The sequence below is a fragment of the Ruegeria sp. BC1 genome (assembly GCF_056539305.1).
Map to the genome: position 1 here is coordinate 147,660 of NZ_JBQFUT010000010.1, position 18,937 is coordinate 166,596.

Sequence of the window (18,937 nt, forward strand, 5' to 3'; positions counted from 1 at the left end):
CGGAACGTGTATTCATTTCTGAATGGATAAATCTCTAACCCATTCCGACTGGTCTCTGATTCAGAGCTTTCTTGCGGTAGCCGAAACCGGCTCGCTTTCGGCGGCGGCACGACGGCTTAGCCGCAGCCAGCCCACGCTGGGCCGCCAGATTCACGCGCTGGAAGATGACCTCGGCGTTTCGTTGTTTGACCGCCATGCGCGTGGCCTCAAACTTAGCGAGGTGGGCGCGCAACTACTGCCGATGGCGCAGCAAATGCGCACAGCCATGAACGCCTTCAACCTGACCGCCGCAGGCCAGTCGCAGGATTTGAAAGGGTCGGTTCGGATTACCGCGTCGGTCTTTGCCTCGCACCATCTATTACCTCCGATACTGGCCGAAATTCGCGCGCGGGAACCTTCCATTCAATTGGAACTGGTTGCGACGGATGCCACAGAGAACCTGCTGTATCGCGAAGCCGACATTGCCGTTCGCATGTACCGCCCCGAGCAGATGGACATTATCTCACGTTACCTGGGTGACGTGCCGCTGTGCTTTTGCGCCGCCACAACTTATCTCGACCGAGCCGGACGGCCGGAAAGGCCGCAGGATTTGTTTGATCACGATCTGGTCGGCTTTGATGCCAACGAACAGATCATCACAAAGATGCGGGAAAAAGGATGGCCTGCAACTAAGGACAGTTTCGCCACCCGCTGCGATCTGCAAAGCGCGTACTGGCAACTGATCCGAGCCGGGTGTGGGATCGGGTTCACCCAGATACAGGTGGCCGAGGCGGACCCGCTGGTTGAAATTCTGCCGCTGGATGTCGACGTGCCGGTTCTTCCGGTCTGGCTAGCCGCACCGCAGGCCATGCGCCAGACTCCACGCATCCGCCGAGTCTGGGACTTGTTGGCCGAGGGCCTGAAGGCCAGTCTTTAAAGTGCACCGGTATAGGTGCCGCGCGGCGGATAATTGTTGCCCAGCGTAAATTTCAAACCACCGACGATGTCAGACATGGCGGGACGAGCAAAGGGCGTTGTCTGTTGCCACGCATAATAGAGTGTTCGGTCCGGGGCGACGAAGAAATGCCCGGGTTCGGCAAACAGATCAGGTTCGGCACTGCCTTCTCGGGCTGTTGAGATATGAAGCTTCCAATTCTCGCGCGCTGCCGCCAGTGGCAGGCTGTGGCCAACCCGCAACCGCGATACCCCGGCTTTTTTGACCGTTTCCGCTGCGCGGTCCGCGGTATCGGTGGTAATCATAATCACCTCGATACCCAACGCCGCGAAATCGTCCAGCGCGGCCTCGACCTCGGCCATTTGCTTGATACAGATCGGGCAATGCAGACCTCGATACTGAATCACCAGCGTGCCCTTTTCACCTTTGTCAGCCTCCAGATCGAAAGTTCCGTGGCTTACGGTTTCGATTTTCAGGTCTGGAACGGGATTTCCCGGTATCAACATGTGTTTTCCTTGTGATTTGGCCGGATCGTCTCATTGACCCGATGCGGCACAGACGCTAGGGCCTTTGCGACGAAACGCAAGGAGACCGTTCATGTCCAACCCCTCGCTCCTCATCCTGCCCGGTGACGGAATTGGCCCGGAAGTCATGGCAGAAGTGCGCAGAATTATCGACTGGTTCGGCGACAAGCGCGGTCTTCACTTTGACGTGAGCGAGGATCTGGTCGGCGGTGCCGCCTATGATGCCCACGGCAAGCCCCTGTCGGACGAAACCATGGCCCGCGCGCAAGAAGTGGACGCGGTTCTGCTGGGCGCCGTTGGCGGCCCGAAATATGATGATCTGGATTTCAGCCTCAAGCCTGAACGCGGCCTTCTGCGCCTGCGCAAGGAAATGGACCTGTATTCCAACCTGCGCCCAGCCCAGTGCTTTGATGCACTGGCCGATTTCTCGTCGCTGAAAAAGGATATCGTCGCCGGTCTGGACATCATGATCGTGCGCGAGCTGACCTCGGGCGTCTATTTCGGCGAGCCACGCGGTATTTTCGAAGAAGGCAACGAACGCGTCGGCGTCAACACCCAGCGTTATACCGAATCCGAGATTGAACGCGCTGCGCGCTCAGCCTTTGAACTGGCGATGCGCAGGAACAAAAAGGTCTGCTCGATGGAGAAGGCCAACGTAATGGAATCGGGCATCCTGTGGCGCGAGGTCGTGGACCGTGTGGCTGCGGAATACCCCGAGGTTGAGCTGACCCATATGTATGCCGATAACGGCGCCATGCAGTTGGTACGCGCACCAAAACAGTTTGACGTGATCCTGACGGACAATCTGTTTGGTGACATCCTGTCGGACTGCGCGGCGATGCTGACCGGGTCGCTGGGCATGCTGCCTTCGGCGTCCCTAGGTGCTCCGATGGCCAATGGCCGCCCCAAAGCGATGTACGAACCGGTTCACGGCTCGGCACCGGATATCACCGGCCAGGGCAAGGCGAACCCAATTGCCTGCATCCTCAGCTTTGCCATGGCGCTGCGCTATAGCTTTGACCAAGGCGCCGAGGCCGACCGTCTGGAAGCCGCGATCGAGAAGGTGCTGGCCGACGGCGTCCGCACCGGAGACCTGCTGGCCGACGAAGGGGTTCAGCCGGTTTCGACCAGCGAAATGGGCGACGCCATTCTCAAGGCTCTGGACGAGAGCCTCTGATCGCGCCTCAATCAAGACAAAAAGGCGGTGCCCGCTGCACCGCCTTTTTCTTTGCCCTATCAATTCCCGAAGATGTTGTTCAGCAGGTTGTTGATGGCCCGGTCCAACCCGGTTTCCTTCCTGCGACGCTGTTGCTTGGGCTGAGCGGTTCGCACCGGTGGATCAGGGGCCAACATCGGCAGCGGCGTGGGCGTCATGCCTTCGGTCACACGCAGCATGGTTTCCTTCCAAATCTCGGCAGGAAGCCCGCCGCCAGTCACACCGGACAGCGGCGTGTTGTCGTCGTACCCCATCCACACACCGGCAACGTAGTCCGCCGTGAATCCGATGAACCACGCATCCCGCGCGGCTTGGGTCGTACCGGTCTTACCCGCCACTTGCCAGCCAGGCAGCTGCGCCCGCGCGCCGGTGCCTTCAGAGACCACACGCTCCATCATCCACGTCAGCTGTTTGGCCGCCTTGTCATTGATCACCCGCTCACCAATACCCGAGGTCGTCACCATCAGCGGGGTCTCATCCCCCAAAAGCTTCAGTTCAGACAGGCCGTAGGGTTCTACGGCCGAGCCCCCGTTCAGGATACCGGCATAGGCCCCGGTCATCTCGATCAGCGTACTTTCCGACGCGCCCAGCGCCAGCGCAGGACCTTCGGCCAGATCGCTTTCGATGCCAAACTCGCTGGCCACTGTGCGGACATTGTCCAGCCCGGCCACCTCTGCCACTTTTACCGCCGGGATGTTCAAAGAGTTCTTCAGCGCGTCCGCCAGAGTGACCCGGCCATAATACTTGTTGGTATAGTTCTTGGGGCACCACTGGCCCGAGCCGGGGATGTTGATGCAATAGGGTTCGTCCACTACCGTATCCAGCGGTGAATACCCTAGTTCCAACGCGGTGGCATAGACGAATGGCTTGAAAGAAGATCCGGTCTGGCGCAGCGCCTGCGTGGCCCGGTTGAACGCCCCGGACACCCGCGTCTTGCGCCCGCCCACCATCGCCCGCACAGCACCATCCGCCGACATCACCACAATCGCGGCCTGCGCCTTTGAGCCTTCGCGTACCTTCTCTTGGAAGATGTATTTCAGCGCCTCTTCCGCCGATTTTTGCAGGCGCTGATCCAGAGTGGTGCGGATCACCACGTCATCGGTGGTGTCGGTGCCAAAAAAGCTGGGCAGCTCGGTAATCACCCAATCGGCAAAATAACCTCCAGCCCGCGCGGCGGCGGCCTCGGACAGCTGCGCTGGGTTGTTGCGGGCACTGCTGGCTTGCGCGGTGGTCAGGTAACCCTGCGCCTCCATCAGCCCAAGGACCAAGCGCGCCCGGTCCTGCGAACGCTGTAGATTGTTCGTCGGGGCATAGCGCGTAGGAGCCACCAGCAGACCGGCCAGCATCGCGGCCTGTGCCGGGTTCACCTCGGCGGCGGAAATACCGAAATAACGCTGGCTTGCAGCCTCAAAGCCTCGTGCCCCTGCCCCTAGAAATGCTCGGTTCAGATAGATGGTCAGGATTTCGTCCTTGGAGTATTTCACCTCCATCGCCATTGCATAGATCGCTTCCTTGGCCTTGCGCCACAGCGACCCCTGACGGCAATCGGCCTCATAGTCAGCCTCAGATTCCCACTCGCTGGACACAAAGGGTACACCCAGACACAACAGCTTGGCTGTCTGTTGCGTGATGGTCGAACCCCCATGGCCGGACAGCGGCCCACGCCCTTCGCTCAGGTTGATGCGCACCGCACTGGCGACACCACGGGGACTGACACCGAAATGACGGTAGAACCGTTTATCCTCGGTCGCCACCACAGCATTTTTCAGATGTGGTGAGACGGTATCGGCGGTAATCACTCCGCCGAATTGATCCCCGCGCCAGGCAAAAACCTTGCCGTCTCGATCCAGCAACGTGACTGACCCCCGCGCACGACCGTCCAGCAAAGCGTCCACATCGGGCAGCGAGGTGTAAACAATGCCCACTGCCAACGCGAGCAACAGTGCGGCCACAGCTCCGACGCGCCACGTGATCCCCCAGATCAGCCGCCAGACCCAGCGGAACAGCCGACGGAAAAACCCGCCGCCACCGCCACTGGATTTCTTGCGCGTCTTTTTGCGGGCCGTCCTGCGCGTGGTCGTTTTGCGCGAGACAGCCTTTTTGCCTGCGGGTTTCGCAGTGCTTTTTTTCGCCGTGGGTTTACGCCCCTTCGACGGGTATCTCTTATCTGCGACAAGCGGAGCCTTCCGGCGCCTGGACTCAGTCATGCTCAAACTCTGCCCGGTTATCGTTTTGACGCACCATACCCTGCCACGCCTGTGAAGTAGAGGCATGAAATTCCCGATACGCGCCTCCCTGAACTGCGTATTTTTTAATCATGTTGCCAATTTTGTGCAAAAATTGTGCACCTTCTCCCTATTTTTCCAGCAACTCCCCCACGCAAACGTTCCTTGCAGCGGTCAGGCACGCTCTTTTTCTGCAGGTGCAAACAAACCGGATTGCCGGGCAAGCAGAGGGGAAAGACGTGAAACTGATCATTGCGACAATCAAGCCGTTCAAGCTTGAGGAGGTGCGCGAGGCACTGACCGACGCGGGCATCCGCGGCATGATGGTGACCGAGATCAAGGGCTTCGGCTCGCAATCGGGTCACACGGAAATCTATCGCGGAGCCGAATACGCCGTGAATTTTGTACCCAAGATCAAGCTGGAAATCGTGGTGCCCGCCGCGATGGCCGACCAGATCGTCGAAACCATCACCAAAACCGCCAAGACCGGCAAGATCGGTGACGGCAAAGTTTTTGTCCTCGAAGTCGAGCAGGCCCTGCGCGTGCGAACCGGGGAAACGAACGAAGAGGCGCTGTAAGCGCCACCACTCACAACCATTCGAGGATTGACTATGAACCTGATGAAATCTCTCATCCCTGCCGCCGCGATTGCCGCGCTGCCGCAGATGGGCCTTGCGCAAGAGGCCGCCGTCGGCGAGACCGCGCAGCATACGCAATTTATCCTGACCTCGTTGCTGTTTCTGGTCGGCGGCTTTCTGGTGTTCTGGATGGCAGCGGGCTTTGCCATGCTCGAGGCCGGTCTGGTGCGCTCCAAGAACGTAGCAATGCAGCTGATCAAGAACATGGGTCTGTTTTCCTTTGCCGCCATCATGTACTGGCTGGTCGGTTACAATCTGATGTACCCTGGCGATGGTTGGATGATCCCCGGAGTTCTGGGCGCCATCTCGCCCGCTTCACTTGAGCCAGTCGGCCTGGACGGTGTGAATGCAGACCTGTCCTACGCCTCTGTCGGCTCAGACTTCTTCTTCCAGCTGATGTTCTGCGCGACCACTGCCTCGATCGTGTCGGGCACCATGGCCGAGCGCGTCAAGCTGTGGCCGTTCTTCCTGTTCGTGATCATCCTGACTGGTATCATCTACCCGATCGAAGCGTCCTGGCAGTGGGGCGGCGGCTGGTTGTCCGAGATGGGCTTCAGCGACTTCGCCGGCTCGACTCTGGTACACGCCGCAGGTGGTTTCGCCGCGCTGGCCGGTGCCATCGTGCTGGGCCCGCGGATCGGCAAGTACAACAAAGACGGCAAAGTGGTTCCGATCCCCGGTTCGAACTTGGCGCTGGCAACCCTGGGTACATTCATCCTGTGGCTGGGTTGGTTCGGCTTCAACGGCGGTTCGCAGCTGGCCATGGGCACCATCGGTGACATTGCCGACATCAGCCGCATCTTTGCCAACACCAACATGGCCGCCGCCGCCGGTGCCGTCGCTGCGCTGATCCTGACGCAAGTGATGTTCGGCAAGGTTGACCTGACCATGGTGCTGAACGGAGCGCTGGCCGGTCTCGTCTCGATCACCGCGGAACCGCTGGCTCCGTCGCTGTTCCAGGCTCTTATCATCGGTGCCGTGGGTGGCGTAATCGTGGTCTTCGCTGTCCCGATGTTGGACAAGATGAAGATCGACGACGTGGTCGGTGCGATCCCGGTTCACCTGATCGCCGGTTTCTGGGGTACCTTCATCGTCGCCTGGACCAACGATGGCGCATCCTTCGTCACACAAATCATCGGCTTTATAGCGATCGGCATCTTTGTCTTCGTGGTCAGCTATGTGCTCTTCATGATCATCAAGGCCACCACCGGCCTGCGTGTCGGAGAGGAAGAAGAGATCAATGGTCTGGATATGGGCGAGCTGGGTATGGAAGCCTACCCTGAGTTTTCCAAGGGCTAAGACCTGAAACAACCACTTGAAGGCCGGGCGTTCGCGCCCGGCTTTTTTGGGCGCAAAACCAAAAAAGCCGCGCTTGCTTGCACGGCTTTTTTCTTTTTTGGTAGGAAGGCTCAGACGCCCACGTCAACAATCGCCTGTGCCAGAATTGGCACTGTGGTCGCGTTCAGGCCGGCGATGTTCAGGCGGCTGTCACCGACCATGTAGATGCCGTGATCGGCGCGCAGCTTCTCGACCAGGTCCGGAGCCGCACCCAGACGCGAAAACATGCCGCGGTGCTGGGCGATGAACCCAAACCGGTCAGACCCGCTGAGGCGCTGCAGTTCATCTGCCAATTGCTGACGCAGGCCCAACATGGACAGGCGCACCTCTTCCAGTTCGGCAGCCCAGTCGGCGCGCAAGGCGTCGTCGGTCAGGATCGTGGTCACAACCCGGGCACCATGATCCGGCGGGAACGAGTAGTTCTGACGGTTCAGGAAAGCCAAGGTACCCTGATTCAAAGCGGTTTGTCCGGCGTCATCACTGATAGCCATCAGCAAACCAGTGCGTTCCCGATACACACCGAAGTTCTTCGAGCATGACGCCGCGATCAGACAGCGCTTGACGGACGAGGCCACAAGACGCGCACCTTGGGCGTCTTCTTCAAGGCCGTCTCCGAAACCCTGATAGGCAATGTCGATCATCGCCACCAGACCGCGTTCGTTGATCAGATTCACGACCTCTTGCCACTGCACCATGTTCAGGTTGGCGCCGGTCGGGTTGTGACAGCAGCCATGCAGCAGCACCACATCGCCCGCCTTTGCGGTCTTGAGGTCTTCGATCATGCCGTCGAAATCGACACCTCGAGTTTCGCCATCGAAGTAGCGATACTGAACCGTCTCCATCCCCAGATAGTTCAGGATCGACAGGTGGTTCGGCCAGGTCGGGTTTGACACGAACACGCGCGCCGAAGGGTTGGCCATACAGATCATCTCAAACGCCTGACGGCAGGCACCAGTACCGCCCGGAGTCGCCACGGCTGCGATGTTCCCGCGCGGAACGGACGTACCCAGGATCAGGTCGATCATCGCGTCGGAATAGGCCGGGTCACCCGCCAAACCGGTGTAAGCCTTAGACACTTGCTCTTCCAGAATACGCTTTTCTGCGGCCTTCACCGCGCGCATCACCGGGGTCACGCCCTCGGCGTTCTTGTAGACACCAACGCCCAGATCAATCTTTTGATCGCGCGGGTCCTCGCGATACATCTGCATCAGCGCCAGAATCTTGTCGGCAGGCTGGGGTTTGAGGTTTTCGAACATCAGTTCTCTCCGGTTGCGACGGGCAGGGTCGGGAACGCACCCCATTCGGCCCAGGAGCCGTCATAAAGCGAATGATCTTTCTTACCCATGCGCTCAAGCGCAAGGCTGAGGATTGCAGCGGTCACGCCCGATCCGCAGGATGTGATCGCCGGTTTCGACAGATCTACACCGGCGGCCTCGAAAATGGCGCGGCAGTCTTCGGGCGATTTCATCGTGCCGTTCTTGTTCAGCAGATTGCCGAACGGCACATTGCGCGAGCCGGGAATGTGGCCCGAACGCAGGCCTTCACGCGGTTCGGCCTCGGTCCCGGCGAAACGTGCCGCCGACCGGGCATCGATAATTTCATGATCCGCCAGCTTGGCCGCAGCAGACACGTGGGTGACATCGCGGACCAGGTGGTTTTGGACCCTCACGGTCATGTGGCGATCGCGGATGATCGGGGGCAGATCCTCGACTTCACGCCCTTCAGCCTGCCATTTAGGAAAACCGCCATCCAATACGGCAACGTTGTCTTGTCCCATCAGCCGGAACAGCCACCAGACTCGGGCCGCAGACATCAGACCTGCGCCGTCGTAGACCACCACTTGATGTCCGTCGCCCACACCCATAGCCCGCAGCCGGGACATGAACTTCTCAACCGGTGGCGCCATGTGTGGCAGATCCGACCGCAGATCAGAAATCTCATCGATATCAAAGAAGCGTGCACCCGGAATATGAGCAGTCTCATACTCTGCCTTTGCATCCCGCCTTTGTTGCGGCAGGTACCACGATCCGTCCAGAACCCGAAGATCCGGATCCTTTAGGTGAGCGGCAAGCCATTCGGTGGAAACAAGTGTTTTCGGATCGTCCTGCATCAAAGCCTCCCCAAAGCGAGCTTGGATTTTCCCTATACGCGCGCGCATTTGGGTTCAAGGCTGGATAGCGCTAGCGTGCTAGGCTTAGAAGGATTTATCGTGCCCGGTGCAATAGGAATACCGGAAGGCACCATCCGATCAGATCAACCGATCGCGGCCAACGCATCAAGCTGGGCATAATGATGCATGTTCAGAAACGCAGCCCCCTGATCCCCTGCGCGGTAACCATGTGGCAGGTCCGCCGCAAAGCGCAGCCCCTGCCCAGCCTGCAAAGGTACCCACTCTCCATCGCGCAGAATATCGAGCGCGCCGTTCAGCACAAAAACCTCTTCGGTCACGCCAACGGCATGGGCGGCGGATTCGTGGCTCTGGTTCGGAGCAAGGTCGACGTGAAAGGTCTCGGCCCGCAGCGCAGGGTCAAACGGAAAAACGATCTTGACCTCGATGCTGCCGGGAAAAGTCACGGTACGGAAGACCTCGGAACTTGAAGTGTCGCGCAGGGTTTCCGAGCCAATCAGCGCACTCAGCGGCAGTTGAAACCCTTTGGCGATTTTCCACAAGGTCGCGATTGTCGGGCTGGATTCGCCGCGTTCGATCTGACCCAGCATGGCTTTGCTGACGCCTGTCATCTCGGCCACTTTGGACAGGCTCAGCCCGGTGGCGGCGCGCACATCCCTGAGTTTCAGTGTAATATCGTCAGGTGCCATCTTATCGTCTTTCGAATCCTCTTGTGCGTTATAGCGCACATGTGGTACGTGCGCTATAACGTACGCACCCCGAATATCGCAACCGGGGCAAAAGGGAAACAGCATCATGCCAATGTACCGATCCAGAACATCCACCCATGGCCGCAACATGGCCGGTGCCCGCGGCCTGTGGCGCGCCACCGGTATGCAGGATGACGATTTCGGCAAGCCGATCATCGCCATCGTCAACTCGTTCACCCAATTCGTGCCCGGCCACGTCCACCTGAAGGACCTAGGCCAGATGGTTGCGCGCGAGGTCGAGGCCGCCGGCGGTGTTGCCAAAGAGTTCAACACCATCGCGGTGGATGACGGCATTGCCATGGGCCATGACGGAATGCTGTATTCTTTGCCCTCGCGCGAAGTGATCGCGGACAGCGTGGAATACATGGTTAACGCGCATTGCGCCGACGCCATGGTCTGCATCTCGAACTGTGACAAGATCACTCCGGGCATGCTGATGGCCGCCATGCGCCTGAACATTCCCGCCATCTTTGTTTCAGGTGGGCCGATGGAGGCGGGCAAGATCGACATCGCCGATCTGGACGTCAAGAAGATTGACCTTGTCGATGCGATGGTCGCTGCCGCCGATGATCACTACACCGACGAGCAGGTGAAGCATATCGAGGAAAATGCCTGCCCCACCTGCGGGTCGTGCTCGGGCATGTTCACCGCCAACTCGATGAACTGCCTGGCCGAGGCACTGGGTCTGGCGTTGCCGGGCAACGGCTCGACTCTGGCCACCCACGCCGATCGTAAGGACCTGTTCCTGGAGGCCGGTCGCCGCATCGTCGAGATCACCAAACGCCATTATGACCTGAACGAAAAAGGCTTCCTGCCACGTGAAATCGCGACCTATGAGGCGTTTGAAAACGCCATGAGTCTGGATATCGCCATGGGCGGCTCGACCAACACGGTGCTGCACCTGTTGGCCATCGCGCATGAGGGCGAGGTGCATTTCACCATGTCCGACATGGACCGGCTCAGCCGGAATGTGCCCTGTCTGTGCAAGGTCGCGCCGAACACCGAAAATGTGCATATGGAAGATGTTCACCGCGCGGGCGGCATCTTCTCGATCCTGGGCGAACTCAGCCGCGCGGGTCTGCTGCACGAGGATTGCAGCACCGTGCATTCCGCCACAATGGGCGAGGCGATTGCCAATTGGGACGTCAAGGTCGCCAACAACCCCAAGGCGCAGGAACTGTTCAAGGCCGCGCCGGGTGGCGTGCGCACCACACAGGCCTTCAGCCAGTCGAACCGGTACAAGGAACTGGACACGGACCGCGAGGGCGGTGTGATCCGGTCGAAAGAACACGCCTTCAGTCAGGACGGCGGTCTGGCAGTTCTGTTTGGCAACATCGCCCGCGACGGCTGTATCGTGAAAACCGCAGGCGTCGATCCGGCCAGCCTGACCTTCACCGGTACTGCCTATGTCTGCGAAAGCCAGGATCAAGCGGTCAACGACATCCTGACCGGCAAGGTCGAAGCGGGAGACGTGGTGGTCATCCGCTATGAAGGCCCGCGCGGCGGCCCGGGCATGCAGGAGATGCTGTACCCGACCTCGTACCTGAAATCCAAAGGGTTGGGCAAAGCCTGTGCCCTTCTGACCGACGGGCGGTTCTCGGGCGGCACCTCGGGGCTTTCGATTGGCCACGTCTCACCCGAAGCGGCCGAAGGTGGCGAAATCGGTCTGGTGCGCCAGGGCGACAAGATCGAAATCGACATCCCCAACCGATCCATCCACCTGGCCGTGTCCGACGAAGAACTGGCGGCGCGTCGTGAAGAACAGGACGAAAAAGGTTGGGCGCCAGCCGAGCCGCGCAAGCGCAAGGTGTCCACAGCCCTGAAAGCTTATGCCAAACTGGCGACCAGCGCGGCGAAAGGGGCCGTGCGTCAGGTCTGACCTGCTGGAACCGGCCTCTGATCCGGTCGGTTCCCACCAACCCCGGTACGCCTCATCGGCTGCGCCGCTGAACTGTTCAGACGTGAGCCCGGCACCACACTTTAAACGGTGCAGGGCCCAATCAAAAGAAATCTCTCATCAGAAACATCGCAACAGACGCGTGCGCCTGCTTTTTCGGATTAATCACCCAGCTTTGCGTGAACCTCGTCCAGATCGATCTCACCAATTGGCATCTTGTTGGCCGGGTTCTCGAAATCGTATTTGAACAGATCGAAATCCTGTTTGTAGATTTCGTAAACAAGGTGCATCGACAGATCGTCGAAATAATCCTCGACCGGATGCGCGCGTTTGGGGCCATGTCCTTCGGATTCGTTAAAACGTGGAATTCCTGACAGGTCTATGGCGTGCGGTATGTCCACATGATCCAGAACGCCTTGCATCCCGTCATTGAATTGCTCGGTCCAGAAAATCCGGTCGTACCGCCCGCCGTTCACGATGAAGGTCGAGACATGGCCTGACATGGCGGACCAGTGAATATCGGGGTCCATCGGCCTGCGCCACCGGATCGTGTCCCGCGCAAACAGTAGGAAACGGCGAAAACTGGCGATCTGGTCGAACTCACCCTTGCCGTCATCGCCGCCCACTTCGATTCCGTAATTGTAGATCAGCGTCGGGACCAGATTGCCCCGGTATCGCTTGCCGTTTCGCTGAATGCCGCAGATCTTGTCGAAGAACGAGCTGAGAATCCGGGTATACGGGTTGCGCACGCATGTGAATGAATAAGAGGCATGGTCACGGACATTGCTGGAAATCCGGCCCTGACTGTCGTCAAAGGCCCATTTGTGCATTCCGTCCTTTGCATCGTGAATGTCACCGTCAAAAAAACGGCCATGATCCGAATAATACATGATCTGCCCGATGGTCGAGCAGGCACATTTCGGCACGACACGGTAGACCATGCTTTCACTTTCGGTCATCCAGGTTCCGGGAAAACCCATCTGTTGTGCCTCCTCAACAGGTCAGAACTCGCTACACACGCTCGCTTTTGTAGCCAAAGAACCAAAAATATTCTGTTTATTCAATCGCTCATCCTCAGTATCACGGTTGGACACAGGCAGGAACAGGTATCAAAGAGACACAATGGCAAGGATTGCCTATATTCTATTGTGCCATAAGGACCCTGACGCAATCATTGCGCAGGCCGAGCAACTGACGGCCGCGGGGGATTGCATGGCCATCCATTTCGATGCCCGCGCCGACGCCCGGGCCTATGATCGTCTTCGGACGGCTCTGAAAGACAATCCAAACGTGACCTTTGCGGCCAAGCGCATCAAATGTGGCTGGGGTGAGTGGTCACTGGTGCAGGCGACCCTGAATGCCCTTCAGGCCGCGGTCGACGCCTTTCCACGGGCCACGCATTTCTACATGCTGTCCGGCGATTGCATGGCGATCAAAACCGCCGAATATATCCACTGGTTTCTGGACGAAAACGACCGGGATTTTGTGGAAAGCCACGATTTCTTTGCCAGCAATTGGATCAAGACCGGCATGAAAAAGGACCGCTTGATCTATCGCCATTATTTCAATGAACGCACCCAGAGCAGGTTGTTCTATACCTCATACGACCTGCAGAAACGCTTTGGTCTTACCCGCGAAATACCGGCGGACCTGCAGATCATGATCGGCAGCCAGTGGTGGTGCCTGCGCCGCCGCACCGTCGAGATGATCCTGGACTTTCTGTCCAAGCGCCCGGATGTGATCCGCTTTTTCTCGACGACCTGGATTCCCGATGAAACCTTTTTTCAAACCCTCGTGCGTCACCTGATCCCGAAGGGTGAGATCGAGAACCGCACGCCGACCTTCCTGATGTTCTCGGATTACGGGATGCCGGTGACCTTCTACAACGACCATTACGACATGCTGCTGGGGCAAAACTATCTGTTTGCCCGCAAGATCAGTCCCGAAGCCCACGAGCTGAAAGAGCGGCTTGGCAATCTATATGCTAGCGAAGGGGTCGAATTCAGTATCTCGGATGAGGGGCGGAACCTTTACGGATTCCTCACCGGGCGCGGGCGGGTCGGTCGTCGTTTCGGGCAGCGTTTCTGGGAAGCCGGAAATACGTTAGGGCCAGAGCGCGATATTTTTCTGATCGCGTGCAAGAAATGGCATGTTGCCAAACGTCTGGTGGATCAGATTGCGTCTGAGACCGACATTCCTTGCGTCGAATACCTGTTCGATGAAGAAGACACGGCCCTGCCCGATCTCGGTGGCATCGAATCTACCCTGGTCAAACGGTCCCGTCACCGCCGTGCGGTTGTACGCATGCTGTTCGAGCATTTCGAAACCGACAAGCTGGTGATCTGCGTCGATCCCGCCAATCTTGAGATCATTCAGGATTTCTCCGCCGATCAGGCCAGAGCCCATGTCCTGGAAATAGAATGTGACTATTCCGACGAGTACCTGATCGGCCACGCTCGCCGTGTAGGCCTGGCCGGAGAAAGTAGCCCGGCCGAGACAGTAGCGCCTCTTGTCCCGACCCTGCGCAATTCGATGGCTTACGAATCCGAGTTGATCCGGGGGGCAGGCTTCGACGGGTTCCTGCGCCTAAGGGAATCCAGCCCGCGGGCCGAGAACGAAGCCGCCGTGGCCGAGTTTCTGGGTGTTTCACAGGACAAGGCGCAAGCCGTAATGCGGCTGGATTACCTATTTGCGGATTGACCCGGCGACACCGTCTGGCACCGCCGGGACATGTAATCAAATGTCGAACTTGACGCCCTGCGCCAGCGGCAGCTCGGCCGAGTAGTTCACCGTATTGGTCTGCCGACGCATATAGCCTTTCCACGCGTCCGAACCGCTTTCGCGTCCGCCGCCGGTTTCCTTTTCACCGCCGAACGCGCCGCCGATCTCGGCCCCGGAAGGCCCGATATTGACGTTGGCAATGCCGCAATCCGAACCGGCTGCGGTCAGGAACTGTTCCGCCTCACGCATATTCAGGGTGAACACGCAGGACGACAGGCCTTGCGGCACATCATTTTGCAGCTCAATCGCATCGTCAAAGTCATCATAGCCCATGACATAGAGGATCGGGGCAAAGGTTTCAGTTTTAACCACATCGGTCTGGCCGGGCATTTCGACGATGGCAGGCTCCATGTATACGCCCGCCGGCACGTCTTTGGTCACGCGATTGCCGCCGAACACAGTGCCACCTTCGGCTTTTGCAGCTTCTAGCGCCGCGGTCATGGCCGCACCCGACGCCTCATCCACCAACGGGCCGATCAATGTTCCTTCGGTCAGCGGGTTACCGATGGGTAGGCCGGCATAGGCCTTTTTCAGACGCCCCACCAACTCCTCACGGATCGAGTTGTGTACGATCAGACGGCGCAGAGTGGTGCAACGTTGACCTGCGGTGCCCACGGCCGAGAACACAATCGCCCGCACCGCCATTTCCAGATCGGCCGACGGACCAACAATCATTGCGTTGTTGCCGCCCAGTTCCAGAATGCATTTGCCAAACCGCTGCGCCACAATCGGGGCAACAGCCCGTCCCATACGGGTGGAACCTGTGGCCGAGATCACCGGAACATCGTCACTGGCCACCAGCGCCTCGCCCAGCGCGGCGCCGCCGATCAGGGTTTGCAGCAGATTGTCGGGCGCATCACCGAACCGCACCAGTGCACGTTCGAAGATCTTTTGGCAGGCCATCGCCGTCAGCGGAGTCTTTTCAGACGGTTTCCAGATCACGGGATCACCGCAGACCAGCGCCAGCGCCGCATTCCACGACCAGACCGCAACGGGGAAGTTGAAGGCCGAGATCACGCCGACCGGACCCGCCGGATGCCAAGTCTCCATCATCCGGTGGCCGGGACGTTCGGACGCGATGGTCAGGCCATACAGCTGGCGCGACAGGCCAACGGCAAAGTCGCAGATATCGATCATCTCCTGCACTTCGCCCAGACCTTCGGATGTGATTTTGCCTGCCTCCCAGCTGACAAGCGCACCCAAATCGTCCTTGGCGGCGCGCAGTTCTTCGCCCAGAAGGCGGATCAGTTCGCCGCGGCGGGGGGCCGGAACGGTGCGCCACGCTTTGAACGCGGATTTGGCGTTGGCAAAGATGGCATCCATGTCGGTGACAGGCGTTTCATGCACATCGGCCAGAACACTACCGTCAATCGGGGACGTCACCCTGAGCGTACCACCGGTCAGGTCCGCCTCAGTCAGGTCCAGATTTGCAAGGGTGGTTTGCGCAGTCATAACGATGTCTTTCATATCTCAGGCCGCCTTGTTTTGTTCGGTTACGTCACCGGCGCGATAGAGCCGGCCAAATTCAGTGTTCAGGAAATCGGTCAGGTTCACCTGCTCCTGCCGGATGAAACCTTTCGCAGGAAGGCCCCCGGTTCGCATCAGATCGACCACACCCAGAACGCCTGCGGCAGTGGTGACCTGAATAGCGCTCCAGACCTGACCATTTATGGTGCGGGCAAAGCTCTTGTTGATCAGAGATTTTTCGCGCAGCGCGCCGTCGATCATGCCCTTGGCAGTGCAATAGACCAGAACTACATCCTGATCGGTGCGCGGCAGAGCGGTCTCGAAAATGTCCTTCAGCAGATCCCGGCGGCGCTCAAGCCCCAGATCCTTAAGCAACAACTTCAGAATGTCGCAATGACCCGGATAGCGGATCGAGCGATAGGACACCGCCCGTGCCTTGCCCTCCAGCGTTTCGGGCAGCGTGCCCAACCCGCCCGAGGTGTTGAAGCATTCGTATTCGACCCCGTCATGGCCCAGAACTTCGTAATCCTCCAGCGGTGCGGTCTTCACGCGTTCGCCATTCACGATGGCATCGCAGGGGTTGCAGTACTCGTTGATCAACCCATCGGTGGACCATGTCAGATTGTATTTCAACGCGTTGGTCGGATAGAGCGGCAACGCACCCACCCGCATGTGCAGGCTGTCCAGCTCATCAAATTCTGCCGCCAGCGAAGCCCCCGCGATACCGACAAACCCCGGTGCCAGACCGCATTGCGGCATGAACGCCGTGTCGCTGTCCGCCGCCAGGTCGCGCACCGCATTGGTGGCGGCGACGTCCTCTGTCAAATCAAAGTAATGCGCGCCTGCCGCCTTGGCGGCCTTGGCGATCTTTGGGGTCAGAAAGAATGGTGCCGCCGAAAGGACAGCGTCAAACCCGGCCAACCCTTGTGTCAGCTGGGCTTCGTCAGCCACGTCGATCTGCCGAGTTGCAATACCCAGTCGATTCAGCACTGACAAAGCCGCCAAATCGCGGTCGGCGACTGTGACCGAATAGTTCGATGATGATTGCAGCAGGCTTGCGATCATTTGACCGATTTTACCCGCACCTATGACACAAATATTCCAGCTCAAGACGCGCCTCCTCTTCCCTTTTTTGAAAGTATGGGGCCAGGAGTGTTCGAACCGCAGGGGGTATCTTGACGAAAACGTTGTTGTTTACGTCATATTGACGGAAGTTTTGTCAATATGTTCACCCTCATTCTATCTGCACCAATCGGGACGCCACCAACTCGGCAGGCGGCGCTGCGCTGGTCACCTTCATCAGATTGTAAAACTGGTCGAAGACGAAATTCGGGTCAGCAGGGCAAAAGAAGGTCACGATGATCGGCGAAAGCCACCCGTCCGACAAAAGCGTTTCAAACCCCGCGCCCGCATGCCCGAGACCATGACATCCCGGTTTTGCGTGTACCTTTCCCCGCGCCGGGCCACACCACCTTCGACTTCGTGTTCGGCCAATGCCTACAGGAACGCAGCAACAACATGGGTCGGCGGCGTAAAACGCCACTGGCCTGTTTTCTCCATTGCGTCCCATTGCGCATGCAGTTCAACTCTGAGCGACGGGCAATTGCCTTAGGCGTCGATCAACGCTGACTCGCGGGCCAGAACAAATCCGAACCCCGGAACTCCTTCGATACATTTGTTGGCCGATGAAACCATCGCCTCGAACGGTATTCACTGGGCTAAAGGGGGTCGCGCCGAAGGCCGGCATGCTGTCGATCAACAGCTTGCGCCCCGCTGCCGTCGTGGCCCGGGCAATCTCGGCCAGAGGGTTCAAAATACCCGAACTGGTTTCGCAGTGGATCGCAACCACATGTGTGATCGCAGGGTCGTCGTTCAGATTCTGCGTCACCTCAGCACCGCGCGGCGGCAGGTAGTCACCCTTGTCCAGAACCACATGTGCCCGCCCGGCATAGGCCAGAGTCTGCGCCTAACGTCGGCCATAAGCCCCGTTGGCCAGCACCAGCGCCTTGCCAGAGGGCGGGATCATTGAGGTCAATATCGCCTCGACCGCGAATGTACCCGACCCTTGAATCGGGACACAGTCATAGGCTTCCTTTCCATTCCCCAACATGTCCAGCAAACGGGTTCGAATTTCTGCGGTCATGCTGCGAAAATCGCTGTCCCAGTCGCTCCAGTCGCGCAGCATCGCCTGTTTGACTGAATAAGCGGTGGTCAGTGGACTAGGCGTCAACAAATAGGGCTCGCCGAGTTCCGGTCGGGGACAGGATGGCATGGCTAGTGGCCTCTCACACGCGATGTTTCCGGGGAAAGCCTATTTGTCGGACGCTGTCTTTCACAGCTGCCATAGCTTTTTTCTATGACTTGGACATTGTCAGAAAACTGACATCATCAAAAGATCACGCCTGCGCCGGGTCAGAATGTCTCGGCCGACAGTGCTGCAGACCCTCGATATAGTCTCGTGATTGATTAGCGTTGTTTCTTCAGGGCAAGAAAAAAAGCGCGCCGGGCTGGCGCGCTTTTTTCTGTTGGGTATCAGACGAGATCAGTTGGTACCGACCGTGCTTGTTGTGCTGTTCGTTGATCCACCGCCACCCGCGGCGGCTGCCAAACCGACGCCCGCAGCAACGACACCCAGTGCCGGTGCGACAAGTGGTACAAAGCCAGTGACGCCTGCTGCAGCGGCGGCGCCTGTCGCACCTGCGGCGGCGCCACCTCCTGCCGCGCCACCGCCGGCACCTGCACCGGCCTGAGTCGCCGCTGCGTCAACGGGAACGTTCTGTGCATATACACTTGTGGTTGAGAGGGCCAAAACCAGAATAGTCGATCTGATCATCGTGAATCTCCTGAAGTAAACTTGTCCGGACGCTATCACACCCGATTTCAGGAGAAAACGCTGAAGTCGAAGAAATTTGCAGAACTATCTAAAAAATAACACTTTTCAAGGAACCTCATTTGCTATAACGGCCTAATTTTCAGCGCGACACGCCCCAACACGTCACTTGACCGCTTTCCATAGCAGCGAAACTGCGATAACCGGCCC

The 18,937-nt window shown here is 58.7% G+C and carries 17 protein-coding genes; 6 read left to right on the forward strand and 11 right to left on the reverse strand.

Features of this window, described 5'->3' with window-relative positions:
- Positions 1–22 precede the first annotated feature (22 nt).
- Positions 23–916, forward strand: coding sequence for a LysR family transcriptional regulator (locus ACR0IY_RS19260; protein ID WP_480676186.1), 894 nt, complete (start codon positions 23–25; stop codon positions 914–916).
- On the opposite strand, the gene ACR0IY_RS19265 is transcribed toward ACR0IY_RS19260, so the two are convergent.
- Positions 913–1,440, reverse strand: a complete 528-nt coding sequence (locus tag ACR0IY_RS19265) for a redoxin domain-containing protein (RefSeq protein WP_480676188.1) — start codon at positions 1,438–1,440, stop codon at positions 913–915. The genes ACR0IY_RS19260 and ACR0IY_RS19265 overlap by 4 nt on opposite strands.
- Before the next feature lie 91 nt (positions 1,441–1,531).
- On the opposite strand from ACR0IY_RS19265, the gene leuB reads away from it, so the two are divergent.
- Positions 1,532–2,635 (forward strand): 3-isopropylmalate dehydrogenase, encoded by a 1,104-nt coding sequence (gene leuB / locus ACR0IY_RS19270; RefSeq protein ID WP_480676191.1) that lies wholly within the window; start codon positions 1,532–1,534, stop codon positions 2,633–2,635.
- A gap of 59 nt (positions 2,636–2,694) precedes the next feature.
- Here the strand turns inward: leuB and ACR0IY_RS19275 are convergent, their stop codons facing one another.
- The gene (locus tag ACR0IY_RS19275; RefSeq protein ID WP_480676193.1) at positions 2,695–4,881 is read right to left on the reverse strand and encodes a transglycosylase domain-containing protein; all 2,187 of its coding nucleotides are present in this window, start codon (positions 4,879–4,881) and stop codon (positions 2,695–2,697) included.
- 257 nt (positions 4,882–5,138) lie between these two features.
- On the opposite strand from ACR0IY_RS19275, the gene ACR0IY_RS19280 reads away from it, so the two are divergent.
- Entirely contained in the window at positions 5,139–5,477 is a 339-nt protein-coding gene (locus ACR0IY_RS19280) for a P-II family nitrogen regulator (protein ID WP_480676195.1), read from the forward strand.
- Positions 5,478–5,510: 33 nt separating this feature from the next.
- Positions 5,511–6,836 (forward strand): ammonium transporter, encoded by a 1,326-nt coding sequence (locus ACR0IY_RS19285; protein WP_480676197.1) that lies wholly within the window; start codon positions 5,511–5,513, stop codon positions 6,834–6,836.
- Positions 6,837–6,946: 110 nt separating this feature from the next.
- Here the strand turns inward: ACR0IY_RS19285 and ACR0IY_RS19290 are convergent, their stop codons facing one another.
- The 3 genes from ACR0IY_RS19290 to ACR0IY_RS19300 form a co-directional block, all read right to left on the reverse strand.
- Positions 6,947–8,131, reverse strand: coding sequence for an amino acid aminotransferase (locus ACR0IY_RS19290; protein ID WP_480676199.1), 1,185 nt, complete (start codon positions 8,129–8,131; stop codon positions 6,947–6,949).
- Positions 8,131–8,985, reverse strand: coding sequence for a 3-mercaptopyruvate sulfurtransferase (sseA, locus tag ACR0IY_RS19295; RefSeq protein WP_480676201.1), 855 nt, complete (start codon positions 8,983–8,985; stop codon positions 8,131–8,133). The genes ACR0IY_RS19290 and sseA overlap by 1 nt, the downstream gene beginning before the upstream one ends.
- Positions 8,986–9,128: 143 nt before the next feature.
- The gene (locus ACR0IY_RS19300) at positions 9,129–9,692 is read right to left on the reverse strand and encodes a helix-turn-helix domain-containing protein (protein ID WP_480676248.1); all 564 of its coding nucleotides are present in this window, start codon (positions 9,690–9,692) and stop codon (positions 9,129–9,131) included.
- A 106-nt stretch (positions 9,693–9,798) separates the two neighbouring features.
- Between ACR0IY_RS19300 and ilvD the strand changes: the two genes are divergently transcribed.
- Positions 9,799–11,631 (forward strand): dihydroxy-acid dehydratase, encoded by a 1,833-nt coding sequence (gene ilvD / locus ACR0IY_RS19305; RefSeq protein ID WP_480676203.1) that lies wholly within the window; start codon positions 9,799–9,801, stop codon positions 11,629–11,631.
- 179 nt (positions 11,632–11,810) lie between these two features.
- Here the strand turns inward: ilvD and ACR0IY_RS19310 are convergent, their stop codons facing one another.
- A complete protein-coding gene (locus tag ACR0IY_RS19310; RefSeq protein ID WP_480676205.1) occupies positions 11,811–12,629 on the reverse strand; it encodes a sulfotransferase family protein in 819 nt (272 codons plus the stop codon).
- Positions 12,630–12,771: 142 nt separating this feature from the next.
- Between ACR0IY_RS19310 and ACR0IY_RS19315 the strand changes: the two genes are divergently transcribed.
- The gene (locus ACR0IY_RS19315; RefSeq protein WP_480676207.1) at positions 12,772–14,349 is read left to right on the forward strand and encodes a DUF5928 domain-containing protein; all 1,578 of its coding nucleotides are present in this window, start codon (positions 12,772–12,774) and stop codon (positions 14,347–14,349) included.
- 36 nt (positions 14,350–14,385) lie between these two features.
- Here the strand turns inward: ACR0IY_RS19315 and amaB are convergent, their stop codons facing one another.
- The 5 genes from amaB to ACR0IY_RS19340 all read right to left on the reverse strand — a co-directional run bounded on the left by amaB (position 14,386) and on the right by ACR0IY_RS19340 (position 18,730).
- Entirely contained in the window at positions 14,386–15,882 is a 1,497-nt protein-coding gene (gene amaB, locus ACR0IY_RS19320; RefSeq protein WP_480676251.1) for an L-piperidine-6-carboxylate dehydrogenase, read from the reverse strand.
- An 18-nt stretch (positions 15,883–15,900) separates the two neighbouring features.
- Positions 15,901–17,007 (reverse strand): saccharopine dehydrogenase family protein, encoded by a 1,107-nt coding sequence (locus tag ACR0IY_RS19325; protein ID WP_480676209.1) that lies wholly within the window; start codon positions 17,005–17,007, stop codon positions 15,901–15,903.
- A gap of 472 nt (positions 17,008–17,479) precedes the next feature.
- On the reverse strand, positions 17,480–17,830 hold the full coding sequence (locus tag ACR0IY_RS19330) for a hypothetical protein (RefSeq protein WP_480676211.1): 351 nt from the start codon (positions 17,828–17,830) through the stop codon (positions 17,480–17,482).
- Between the two features lie 33 nt (positions 17,831–17,863).
- Positions 17,864–18,169, reverse strand: coding sequence for a hypothetical protein (locus ACR0IY_RS19335; RefSeq protein ID WP_480676213.1), 306 nt, complete (start codon positions 18,167–18,169; stop codon positions 17,864–17,866).
- A 270-nt stretch (positions 18,170–18,439) separates the two neighbouring features.
- Complete coding sequence (locus ACR0IY_RS19340; RefSeq protein WP_480676215.1) at positions 18,440–18,730, reverse strand: hypothetical protein; 291 nt, start codon at positions 18,728–18,730, stop codon at positions 18,440–18,442.
- Positions 18,731–18,937 lie beyond the last annotated feature (207 nt).